7 protein-coding genes and 1 pseudogene are annotated in these 10,879 nt (G+C 53.2%); 1 reads left to right on the forward strand and 7 read right to left on the reverse strand.

Annotation, left to right across the window (positions count from 1 at the left end; translation table 11 throughout):
- Positions 1-590 precede the first annotated feature (590 nt).
- Positions 591-1,463 carry a metallophosphoesterase gene (locus tag WNY61_RS20075; RefSeq protein WP_342853213.1) on the forward strand — a complete coding sequence of 291 codons (873 nt, stop codon included), beginning with the start codon at positions 591-593 and terminating at the stop codon, positions 1,461-1,463.
- 1,460 nt (positions 1,464-2,923) lie between these two features.
- Here WNY61_RS20075 and WNY61_RS20080 read toward each other — a convergent pair.
- The 7 genes and pseudogenes from WNY61_RS20080 to WNY61_RS20110 form a co-directional block, all read right to left on the reverse strand.
- The gene (locus WNY61_RS20080) at positions 2,924-3,550 is read right to left on the reverse strand and encodes a hypothetical protein (RefSeq protein ID WP_342853214.1); all 627 of its coding nucleotides are present in this window, start codon (positions 3,548-3,550) and stop codon (positions 2,924-2,926) included.
- A gap of 744 nt (positions 3,551-4,294) precedes the next feature.
- Positions 4,295-4,893, reverse strand: a pseudogene (locus WNY61_RS20085) (IS3 family transposase); the annotation flags it as partial.
- Between the two features lie 351 nt (positions 4,894-5,244).
- Complete coding sequence (locus WNY61_RS20090; RefSeq protein WP_342853215.1) at positions 5,245-6,630, reverse strand: hypothetical protein; 1,386 nt, start codon at positions 6,628-6,630, stop codon at positions 5,245-5,247.
- Complete coding sequence (locus WNY61_RS20095) at positions 6,614-8,542, reverse strand: site-specific integrase (RefSeq protein WP_342853216.1); 1,929 nt, start codon at positions 8,540-8,542, stop codon at positions 6,614-6,616. Before WNY61_RS20095 ends, WNY61_RS20090 begins: the two co-directional genes overlap by 17 nt.
- Positions 8,535-8,759 (reverse strand): DNA-binding protein, encoded by a 225-nt coding sequence (locus tag WNY61_RS20100; RefSeq protein WP_342853217.1) that lies wholly within the window; start codon positions 8,757-8,759, stop codon positions 8,535-8,537. Before WNY61_RS20100 ends, WNY61_RS20095 begins: the two co-directional genes overlap by 8 nt.
- A 434-nt stretch (positions 8,760-9,193) precedes the next feature.
- Positions 9,194-9,820 (reverse strand): hypothetical protein, encoded by a 627-nt coding sequence (locus tag WNY61_RS20105; protein ID WP_342853218.1) that lies wholly within the window; start codon positions 9,818-9,820, stop codon positions 9,194-9,196.
- The gene (locus WNY61_RS20110; protein ID WP_342853220.1) at positions 9,810-10,472 is read right to left on the reverse strand and encodes a DNA-processing protein DprA; all 663 of its coding nucleotides are present in this window, start codon (positions 10,470-10,472) and stop codon (positions 9,810-9,812) included. The genes WNY61_RS20105 and WNY61_RS20110 overlap by 11 nt, the downstream gene beginning before the upstream one ends.
- Positions 10,473-10,879: the final 407 nt, after the last annotated feature.

A 10,879-nucleotide genomic window follows, 5' to 3' on the forward strand; every position in this document is an offset into this window, starting at 1 on the left:
GATCAACGAACAGCTTGCCAACTTGCAAATTCGGCGAGTTAATGTGACAACACCGAATTGATCTGTCGGGGTGCTTCCGAGAAATCACATCTTGTATGGCTGCTAGTGCAATCGCTTGAATCATGTATTTCCCTCGCGACCTCTCGGACCAACAGTAATCAGCTTAAAAGGATATATTCCCGAATATACTGGTTGATTAGTCAAGTATTAGAAAGTGGATGTGGATCATGATCAGGTGGTAGGTCATACTTCAAGGTCCTTGTAATCGCGCTCCTTGGCAAGCTCCCAGAAAAAGTTACCAGAAGTTACTTCAAAGTATTTGAGATTAGATACCTGGTAGTAACTCCACCGAACCCATTGAATCCGTGGCCCCCAATTCAACGGGGGTGATGAGGCTGGTTTGCGAAAAACAAAACTACTTTGGCTTTCCAAACGTTTAAAATTCCGCTCCCGCCGATCCTGTATGATGGAGGATTTTCCTCAAAGCCCGTTTTTCGCAAAAACCTTTTATAACCAAAAGGTTAGGTTGACGTACTCTTTCAATTCCTTTCTAAATAGTGGCGATTCTTAGATGCGTGAAGGGCGACGGAATGACTTACAAAATACCCTACCGGACCGGCCGGATCGCAGTTTTATCAGATTTGCATATCGACAGCTACATGAGCCCCGGTCGTGATGTGATCACCGCGCTTGGGTTTGAAAGTTTCATTAACGACGACCTCGATGCGCTGATTATTGCGGGAGATCTTAGTGATGGCCCCGTTGCCAGATGGAGTGCTGCCTTAGGTCAGCTGGCGCCACACATCGCGCCCGACAAGATTTACATATTTCCAGGAAATCACGACTATTTCGGCGGCATGCTCGAAGACGACAATTTGCTCGCTCAACAAGCTCAATCTGCCGGCGCACAGTGGGCCCAGAGGCAGGAGTTGTGCCACGGGAACACTCGGTTTCTGTGCTGCACCCTGTGGACAAACTTCGATCTCCTTGGCGACCAAGACAGAGCAATGAATATCGCGCATCGTACAATGCGAGACTACGAGCGGATCCGAAAAGATCGTCCCGCACCCCCCGGTTCCGGGTCACGGTTACAATCCTATATGCCGCTGATCGAACCGTCAGATACGGTGACTATTCATAGCGACCATAAAGCGTGGCTCGAAGAACATTTGATGAGGCCGCACCCCGCAGGGGATGCAGGGCACACTGTAATCGCGACGCATCACGGGCCACATCTTTCCACTGCGGGCCCTGTCGATGGTCTTACACCAGCGTTTCATTCCGACATGACCAACTTAATTGAGAAGTTTGCCCCCGCCGCCTGGTTCTACGGTCATTCGCATCGGCGGCTACGCGGCACCGTCGGGCAAACAGACCTGCGCAATGTGAGCGTCGGGTACTGCAGTGAATTCCATCGGTCAGAGAGCGGAAATTTCATCAAAAATTGCGTCTGGGAGAGTTGAATGGACCCGAACGAAGATGATCTCAATATCCTCGACTCAGCAACGCAAATCAAACCGAATGTGGTTCGGGATGCAGACAGTACCTCTCACGTCCTTGTCGGATCGATCCCACCTGCAGTGCTCGTAGCAGTTGACGCTCTGCCTTCCAGTTTCCCCTCTGTAGAAATCGGAGGATACCCGTGTTTGGCTTGGCTGGATTGGCTTCGGTGCAAAGAGCAACTGACAATCACGCTCATGACGCGGATGACCTTGCGGTCTCTCCGTCTGGGCATGCGTGGCCCCGAGCCATTCGACCTGGCTCAGGCGCCGTTTCTTTCACCGTGGCACCCTATCCGAGATCCTGATTTTGGCGGCGCAATTCTCATTGGAATTCAAACAGGTCACCCAACTTTAGAAGGTCATCTTATTAATAGCTCGCGGCTCTGTGGTATGTGTTCAGAGGGAAGATGGGCGCGCACTGCAACACGTTGGTATCAGCTCGGCGAGCGCGCGAGGCCATCCGATCTGAGGAGACTGTCTCAACAGAATGCATCATGTCTCAGTACTCTGGGGCTCACACTACCGGAAGTCCAACAAGACATCGCAACTGATCGGGTTTCAGCCGGGCTGAGTGATGTTTGACTTCCCCGCTCTCTTGGCTGGCCATTTCTGCTCCGCCCCTCTCAACGACTCTGATCAGGCTGCTTTTGCGATCATCGGCGTAAGTATTTGCGTCGCTGCGCTTCTGGTGGCGAGGCGCGCATATCATCGATCATATAAAGCAACAGAGATTGACGATGAACTTATCAGGCGGTTCGTCGATGCAGCACGGGTGTGGCGCCTAAAGGCCCTTCAGTCCACGGAAGATAAGAGTGCCGACCAACAACTCAGCTCGCAAGATGACGATTAAAAGCAGTCATGAGGCTATTTCCTATCGCGGCATAGACGGCAGCCCCCTGCCCCCAAATGCGTCTCTTTAACGCAGCAGGGTCGACATGAGCCAGCAAAAGACGTCCATTACCGTGGTTTACGAGACCAGAATTTCTTCTGGTTGACATGACGGCGACATCTAAGTCAGCCCGCCTAATTTCTACTATCTCAATATAATAAATTTTTGTCAAAGGATGGGCCGCCCGAGGACGGGCACTTCAACATTTGATCCGTTTAATGACTTTTTGAAACCGCATCACTCATCGCCGAGGGCCTGATAACCTCTCAACCTCAGTCTTCAGCCTCTGAATTTCATCTTGCTGGTCGCCAATGATCCCATGGAGCAGCTCGATCTCTTCCTGAGCATGGGCCTCGAGCAAGTTTGCTTCAAGTGTTACTTCTCTCCACAGACCCGCAAATTCGCTCTCCATCGCAGGTCCATCTTTCCTCTATGCCGCACTTCGCCTAAGGAAAAGCGACCCAGTAAAAAGTTCCTCCAAATCCTTTTGGGTCTTCCGCCCTTAGCGATCGGTATATTGCAGCTCGAAAGCTCAACCCGTTACTTTTTTGCCTAGCTTTGGGTGCAATACAAACATTGGGCTTCTCGGATGATCGGGTTCCTTCCGCGCTTCTTGTTCTGTGGCGAAAATTTCTGACCAGCGAGACCTATTCTCAGCAGCAATCGTGGTCCCAATCCCAGACAATGCCACTTGGCGGAAAGGCAGCTCAATCATGAACCGTGGCAGGCCAAGCGAATAGAGAACCGTCTGCGCGATGGCGATACACAGTGCGCAGTCTTTAGCGATGTCCGTAGTCCACGCCGAATAAGGGAGAATCTTAACACCCCTATCATTCGTAAGGTCAAATGGCAGACCATTGCTCCAAATTATCGTATGCAGTGCGGAAATGCAGAGATCCTCAAGTGCTTTAACCTTCTTTTTAATTGGGATGTCCGAAAGGCAAGATGAGCCTATAGGTAAGAAAAAGACTCTCTCGCCAAATTCATTCCTTTCAATGCTTTGTGGACCTCTCGTCCGAAGGTTTAACCCCTTGCCGCAGTAAAGGGACGTTCCCTCAGAGATAATATATACCCCTGGTGCATTGGGCAGGGAATCTAAGTCGGCAACATCGATCCTGAAAAGAACCTTATTATATCGAAAACAGTCGAATATACGCATCATAAGTGTCCCTTCTTTTCATTCCCTATGGCAGTCATCCCTCCCGTCTGTTTTCTTAGCTCTAAGGCGATGAATTGCCTAAAGTTTGCGCCTCTAATAAATTCAATACAGTCCATTCTTCCAACGGATGGAATTCTCGAAATGTCCCAACGTTTGACATAATTTTGGATCATCCTGATCGCCTCTCATACATGGCAGAACCTTACTTGCGTTTAAGGGCGAATCAGGCCGCACCACAACCCATTAAAGCATTGTTATATATTGCAAAAAAGACGTCTATAATTTTTCGCAACGGGCAAACCCCACTTTATTTAGTCTTATTTAAAATAATTGAAATCTTATTCCATTTTTCGCAAATGGCAATTTGCCTTACATCGCTGCAAGAAATGATTGGGTGAGGGGGCACATGGGTCCGTCAAATCACTACAGGGTGCCATAAATGCCGCCTATAAGAGTAACTATCGAGCCGGGGACCCGGCCGTTGCGTTCGCAAGTCTGCGGAGTTGGACAAGTTGGAAAGAACAGATTAACGAAGCCGGCTTGGCGGTCCTGGTCTTTGCGAATTTACAGGAAATGCGGAAAAGTGATCGAGATGACACCGGAGGATCCGCATTGGGCATTCTCGTATCCTCAGGCTCATGATCTTGCCAAGATTCCCCCCCCGAGAGATCTCGCAGTGGGCTGCAATATGTTTGGACCAGCCCCCGTTTCACCGAACACTTAAGCGGTTTCAGTTTGGACCTTGATGAACTCGCGATCATGAGCATCAAGCAAGAACGCCGTGCGAATAACGTCGCCATTCCAGCAGGTGAACTCCAGCCCATCAGAGCACCAGCGCAGGTTCGACCGCATCATGACGACCTTGCCATCATGGCCGCGTTCGGGTCGGTCGAAGCCGGATCGCTCCAGCAGCAGGTTATTGGCCTTCATAATGCGATAGATGCGCTTGTGGTTTGCCGGGGCAAGACTTTCTGCCCTGAGCTCCCGGTTCAGCACAGCGGTGATCCGGCGGTAGCCATAGGTTGGGCGCTCTGGCACCAGACGCTCGATACGAGGCACCGCGTCTTGAGATTTATAATAGCTCCGACGCGGCTCTGTGCTTCCGCTCTGTCGTTCATGCAGGTTCGAACGGGATACACTAACGTTTGCGCCACCGCCTTCATCAGGAACCGCCCGGTTTGAGCGACTGCGCAAGCAGGGTCGGTTTTTTGACCGGGACTTATCCAACGCTTCGTTCAGAATCTCCATCTCCAGCGTCTTACGTCCCAGCTGGCGCTCAAGTTCCCGGACGCGGACCCGCGTCGACGGAGACCACCATCAGTGATGATTTCTATCTCAGACATAATCACGTGCTTAAGGCTATCCTTAAGCCTCCTTGGTCAAACCACGGTGTCCGGTCGAAATGAGGGCCAGTTCAATGTTGAACAGCTATGAGACCCCCTAGGCAATGATATCTTAAGCCGACTTACCCTCGCCGCGGCGGACCGGCCCGGTTGACCCGCTTGCGAAAAATGAGATGGTTAAGGGAAATCGGCTCGGATCCGGGGCGGTTAAGGGCAGATATGATCAGATGCGGAAATAGTTAAGAACGGTCACGGACTAACTCGGTCGGTTGGTTTATTACCGTTCTTAACCATTCTTACATATACTAACGTTTACAGACAGTTGCGGCGGTGCTCGGAAGCGTTTTTAGCTCACAGGAGCAGATCTTCTGGATCGGAACGACGCGCTGCGACAAGCCGCCCAAATTCACGGCTGACGGCAACGCCGGTCGAGTGGTCATAAAACCCGGTCGTTATCTTCTGAGACTTGTGACCCAGAAGATGGGGGGCCCACCCGGCCCCTTGTTCAATCTCTTCGATACATTCGGTCGCGACGCAGTCGCGAATGCGATGGATCGGAACCCGAGGCCCGAACCGCACCTCTGTCGTATCCCCGAAGACCTGACTCAGGGCGCCGGAAACCAGGGCCTCACCCCGAACCCGAACACTTGGAAACATAGCTGTCCCATCATCGAATATCGGACGGTACCCCTGCGCCCAAACTTGCACAGCATCCCACAGGACATCGCTGGAAACGTACCTTACATAGCGTTCATAGCTCTTGCGGTTCTGCCGCAGCTTGAGGAAATGACCTGCGATGTCTATCCGGATACCGGGCCGCTCTTCCAGACGAAAGCTTGTGGCGAGGTCCAGGCTCGCCAAGGCACGACACCGCAGGGGAATCGCCGCTGCGATCGTCAGCAGAAGACCATTCCTATAAAGGGTCGCTGCCTGAATATTATGACTGGCTCCCGTCTGAGCCTCGGCGATCATATTGAGCCCTGTCCGATAGACCAGACTCGCCGGGACGATCTGCGCGGGCGTTTTCCTGCAGGGGCCCGCTGTTTGCGCACGCCCTTTCAGGTCTCTTAGGACAGTCTGGCAGGCTTTCGAGCAAAATCCCGGTGACAGGATGTGCGTATAGCACATGTAGACCTTGGTGAGGGCCGAGAGCACCCCAGAGACCCAAACCCCTGCATCGTCAAGGTGCGTGGCATACTGGGTCAGCTCTGCCCCTGTGAGGGGGCTCGCGATGTCGCCCTCCCGGAAGCGGGCGAAGGCCACCAGGGCTTCTGCCATGCTCTCAAGCGTGAAAGGACTCAGAACGTCGTCAGGTGGATCGGTTTCACAGCGCGACGCGAAATCGAGGAAAGGCGCGCGCCAGGCGACTGGCAAATGTTCCGCCGCCCCACGGACGACGTCCCATTCAGATTTCAGTATCACCTTGACCCGGGGTTGAATGTCCCGGACATGACGGGTGATCTGTGCTCCAACGTCATCGCCCCAGAGAACCCTAACGGCATCGCGCAGATGCATCGCCACAGCATATCCCCGCTTGGCACCTTTCTCCTGAAAGAGTTGATCCAGGTATTTCTTGCATTCGGCGTCACTCGCAAGACGGCTACCAAATGCGTCTCGGTAACCTCGATAGGCCGTGAGGATAGATACTTTGCGGGGCGCCGGATATCCCGGGTTGCGCTCGGTAAGCCGCTCCCAAAGCCGCGCAGTTTCTGGGTCCAGTTTATGTTTTCTTGCCATCCAAAAACTCCAGCCATTTCGTTAAAACGACGGACTCGTCGATGTCTGCGTAATACTTAATTGTTGTCTCAATGCTCTTGTGCCCGAGCAGCTTTTGTACGGCTGGAAGTTTATCAGGATCCTCCTTTAGCCATATCCAGCCGATCAGATGGCGCCAGAGATGCGGATTGATGCGCACCCCAACGCGTTCATGGACCTCATCCACCAGGCGATCCGGCAAACCGACATAGAAACCACCGATCCTTTGCTTTCCGGTATGAGGGGGAGAAGGAAAGAGGAAGGGGTTCCGGGCATCGTCTGCATGAAGCATCTTGGCCCTCAGACTTTTCAGATACTGGTCAAGAAGCTTGCTCGCTCTTGGATCAAGGGGAATGATCAGGGGGGGATCCTGCTTCTTCCGTGACTTGACGAATGTCGGCGGGATTTCCACAGTCGCGTGTCCTTCTCGCCACCGAATCCACTCCAGACGCAGACCTGCCAGATCCGAGCGCCGTGGGGCCCGTGACAGCATGATGTGCGCTGAAAGCGCCAGCATGACCTGCTTGATCAAGGACTGGTTGAATACGTCAACGGGAAGAGGGAGAACCCCATGCTCCTGCCGATAAGCTTCGCGACGGCGCACCACCTCCTTGTTCACATCCGCCGTGACCCTGTCAGGCATATCGATCAATGCCTGAATACGTGCATCTGTGAATTTTCTAAGAGTTTCCTTGTTTTTAGGAGCGATACCTTCGTGTTTCTTTCCGTATTTTTCCTTTATCTTCTTGATCTTCTCCAGATCGTCTGGGGGACACTGCACGAAATCTTTCGCCATGGTCGTAACGAATGTGAGGATACCGCTCGTGTAAGAGGACTCGGGGTTTTTCTTAGGCCTACGAGCGTGCAGGCCTTTTGCTATGGCTTCGACAATTTCGGGATCCGTCAACTCCTCGATCGTCTCGATGTGGAACTTGCCCGCCTCGTACATGACCTTCGCACAGGTCGCGGAGAGGTCACGGCGGCTCTTGACCGTCGCCAGCTTCCATCTCCGGCTTTCAGGCAGAAACCCTTGCGCGGGCCCACGGGAGATCTGCTCTCCTTGCGCCATCTGACCCTGATATTTCTCACTGGCCTTCCAAGCTCGTTTCTTGTCTGAGGTGGGGGCCGAGGTTTCAGCCGTATCGAGCCGGGCGATGTACTCACCCCACGTCTCGCCCTGATTGGAAACCTCTCCCCGCGCCCATGGGACCACGCGCTTGTCGAATTCCGTCACGAGGGCATCCGAAATGCCTTTTGGGACATCGTATTTGATCGACCTATTGGGTAATGCAATCTCGACAGGCAAAAACCCAAACTCCGCGAAGTCCCCATGCTCCGACATCAGCGAAATATACTTGCCGGCATCTTGTGCGCGCCGGCGGGCGCGCTCTTCCCCAAGCTGTTCTATATTGCAGCAGAACTGATAGTAGGCCGTCAGTGTATCGGTATTGATATCGGACGGTGCCACATCATGGTCATGCAGATACCAGAGCAGAGGCGAACAGCGCCACCGAAATTCTTGGGGCACACCAGAGCGAACAGTCCGGTCGTGGACATCGCGGTAGATACCCTTCATCTGTAAGATGTACCGCCCCTTCCGCACCGGGTCGGCCCGAAGCACGGATAGGATTTCTGACCGGTAGACCCCATATGTGCCGACTGTCACCCCGAACGTGGCGGGCTTGTTCGCGTCGAAAAACTTTGACACCTCCTGAGGCGAGGCCACGGTCGTCTCAGGAGTCCAGTTTGCCTGACGGCACATCCAGATAAGGCGACGCGCAATCCGAGCCCCTTTCCGGGCCTCAGGACTTCCCTTGGTCCAGGAGACGTTCAAGCGATCCGCAATGGCCTGATAAGTCTCCGGCGACGCCGCAACTGTCACGCGCTTATTCATTGAGATCAAGCTCCTCTACGCGCGGGCGTGGCTTGATCTGGAACTCAAAGAACTCCAGCCATTCATTCTTGACGACCCAGCTCTTCCCCAGCTTCGCCGCCTGCAGCCGGATCTTACCGTCTGGGGTTTTGCAGCCATGATTGATCCAATCGCGGATCGTACGGGGAGAGCGCAGAAACCGAGCGGCGATTACTTCAATGTTAAGGTATTTGGCCATGTGACTACTCCAATCTATTTTCATGGAAGGTAGCCTAAGTTGATTCTAAAATCAGCCTTCAAGTGGAGGTTATCCACATATAAGCTATTGTTAGGAAATAGTTTTTCCTAAATTCTCTATGGCTCACATGAAAGATACCTAGTCAATCTCGGCTACAACGTCGGCGGATCCGGAGTGGCCGGAGTAATGGGCTTAATGCAATGCCTGTCCGTTATGTCATTAAGCCCGAGCTCAGCAAACCGCGGCCGGTTGCAAAAAGGGCAAAGTCGAGAAGGAAATTTGAGATTATCGGAGTCATCTGTGGCATATCATCCCGGCTCAGATGGTATCAACGCCGACGCCTCCTTTCGTTTCGTTTTGACTTTTGCAACAACAACGAAGATTGTCCTCAAGTTGTCCTTCTGAATGGTTAGTCAAACATGCGACAGCCGCACTCATGGTTCGCGATACGGATTTCCTGATGCATGGCTGACGATCCTGCCGACGCACGGGTCGAAAACGGTCTCGATATCATCTACAAATCCACGGGTCCGCATCACGGCGAATATGCGAATAGTAGCGTTTGGATATTCTTCTTGGAGAAGTTCCGCGCAGGCGGCAGTCGTTGCACCTTTGGTCAGAACGTCATCGACCAGAGTGATCTGGCCAGGCGGCAAAAGATCCGACCGCACGCGAAAGCTCTCCTTGTGCGTATGAACCAAAGGTCGCTCCCCCACAGCTGAAAAGGCAGATTTCCGAACCGGTGAGATGCGTGTGATCAAAGCTTCAACGCCCGCGCCGTACCCTGCGGCGCACAGAATGTCTGTGACTACTCTAGAAGGCCAAAGTGCATCTTCCTTAATCGGTGCGCTTCGCGGTACTGGCACCAGTATGACGTTCGGATTGAGAAACGGCTCTAGAATCGCGGCGGCCGGCTCCGCTAGGCGTGGGATCATCTGTTCGACCTGAGAAACACGTCCAGCCTTGATGGCAGCGGTGATTATCCGCGACCGCTTTGAGGGTTCAGACGTACCGCGTGGCGAATAGTTGGCGAAAGTACCGTAAGTAAATTCAGAAGGCACTGATGTTCGCTGCTGTGAAATTAGGAATGTCTTCTAGTACGGCGGGGAGGTCTTCTCGGCGCAGGATTTGCGCGCCATAGCCAATCATCTCCTGCGGCCAGCTAAGCGCGGAATTTTCCACGATGCTCTGTAGCAGAAACACCATGCGCCCCAAACGCAGCGCTTCCCAGCCCTGATGACGCGTACCGCTTTTCTCGCTCGCCTCGATAATAATCGTCGCGTCGGAAATGAGCGCCATTGTGCGATTGCGCTGCGGAAAATTGGTGCGGCGCGCGGGCGTGCCTTCGGCAAACTGGGATACAGCCAGATGCTCGGCCTTGATGCGATCCAAAAGCGCACCGTTGCTTTTGGGATAAGCTTCGGTCAGCGGAGTGCCAAGCACGGCAATTGTGCTACCTCCCAGCTCGATTGCGGTTTCATGAGCGACAGTGTCTATCCCGTCGGCCAAACCGCTGACCACAATTATTCCTTGCTCGACCAGAGCGCGCGTCACAGCGCGGGTACGCGCTTGTCCTTCCAAGCTTGGTTTGCGACTGCCGACAACTGACACACGCTTGCCTTCGGAGAGCAACGAGATATTACCGTCGAGATAGAGACCTTCAGGCGCATGCTTGATCTCGAAGCGGTTCATCGCCCCGAAAAGGTCCCGCATGCAGACAGCTTGAGATGTATTTTGAACATGCAACATGCTAATTCTCCTTCTCACAGTCTAGCTGAGCCGAATCCCAAGCACCACTCGTCATTGCAAGAATATCGCAGTCCCAGATCACGAAATAGGACTGGTTGCCATCACCGGGCCGGTCCGGGTCGACTTGGCGGCAAGAGCTCGCCTAAAGTCTGGCCTCTCACGGCCTCCGTACTCAGAGCGAGCTGGCCATTTTAACCTTCGCCATTGTCCTTCGGTTCACGCTTTAAAGCCAGTGTCTGTCGGGTGTCGATTTCCGGGCTGCCCATTGCCTTTTCACTTGTCAAGCGGTGCGGAAGGTTCGGAATATGGCTCTTTGCGGTGTTGTCACATTAACTCGCCGAATTTGCAAGTTGGCAAGCTGTTCGTTGATT

It is taken from the genome of Sulfitobacter sp. AS92, assembly GCF_038900015.1.
Classification (GTDB): Bacteria; Pseudomonadota; Alphaproteobacteria; order Rhodobacterales; family Rhodobacteraceae; genus Sulfitobacter.

Excerpts from the sequence above, each read along its gene's own strand:
- WNY61_RS20075 (WP_342853213.1), top strand. The coding sequence starts at position 591 with ATGACTTACAAAATACCCTACCGGACCGGCCGGATCGCAGTTTTATCA.
- WNY61_RS20080 (WP_342853214.1), bottom strand. The coding sequence starts at position 3,550 with ATGCGTATATTCGACTGTTTTCGATATAATAAGGTTCTTTTCAGGATC.
- WNY61_RS20090 (WP_342853215.1), bottom strand. The coding sequence starts at position 6,630 with ATGGCAAGAAAACATAAACTGGACCCAGAAACTGCGCGGCTTTGGGAG.
- WNY61_RS20095 (WP_342853216.1), bottom strand. The coding sequence starts at position 8,542 with ATGAATAAGCGCGTGACAGTTGCGGCGTCGCCGGAGACTTATCAGGCC.
- WNY61_RS20100 (WP_342853217.1), bottom strand. The coding sequence starts at position 8,759 with ATGGCCAAATACCTTAACATTGAAGTAATCGCCGCTCGGTTTCTGCGC.
- WNY61_RS20110 (WP_342853220.1), bottom strand. The coding sequence starts at position 10,472 with ATGCGGGACCTTTTCGGGGCGATGAACCGCTTCGAGATCAAGCATGCG.